The sequence below is a fragment of the Burkholderia sp. GbtcB21 genome (assembly GCF_019091065.1).
In the GTDB taxonomy this organism is placed as follows: Bacteria; Pseudomonadota; Gammaproteobacteria; order Burkholderiales; family Burkholderiaceae; genus Burkholderia; species Burkholderia pyrrocinia_C.
The window spans coordinates 1-233 of sequence record NZ_JAGXKA010000509.1 but is presented as its reverse complement, the minus strand read 5'-3'; the positions used below and the strand labels follow the sequence as shown (position 1 = coordinate 233).

Below are 233 nucleotides of genomic sequence, written 5' to 3'. Positions count from 1 at the left end.
AAGCCTCTCGGGTCGCCATCCGGCGCGAGGGGCGTGCAGCGCTTCATACGGTGGGACGCACACATGCTGGACAAACTCGATGCGGAATTCGCGTTCGGCCGGCAGGCGCTCGACGTGCGCGCCTATCGGCAGGAACTGCTGTCGTCGAACATCCCGAACGCCGACACGCCCGGCTACCAGGCCCGCGACGTCGATTTCCCGTCGGCGCTCGCCCGCTCGCCGAAGCTGCCCCA

Annotated in this window: 1 protein-coding gene; it reads left to right on the top strand. The window is 68.7% G+C overall.

The genetic code is table 11. The annotated features are described in order from the left end of the window. Positions 1-63: 63 nt before the first annotated feature. Positions 64-233 (top strand): flagellar basal body protein (locus KVT39_RS37505; RefSeq protein WP_217591533.1); only part of this gene is annotated, 170 nt, incomplete at its 3' end.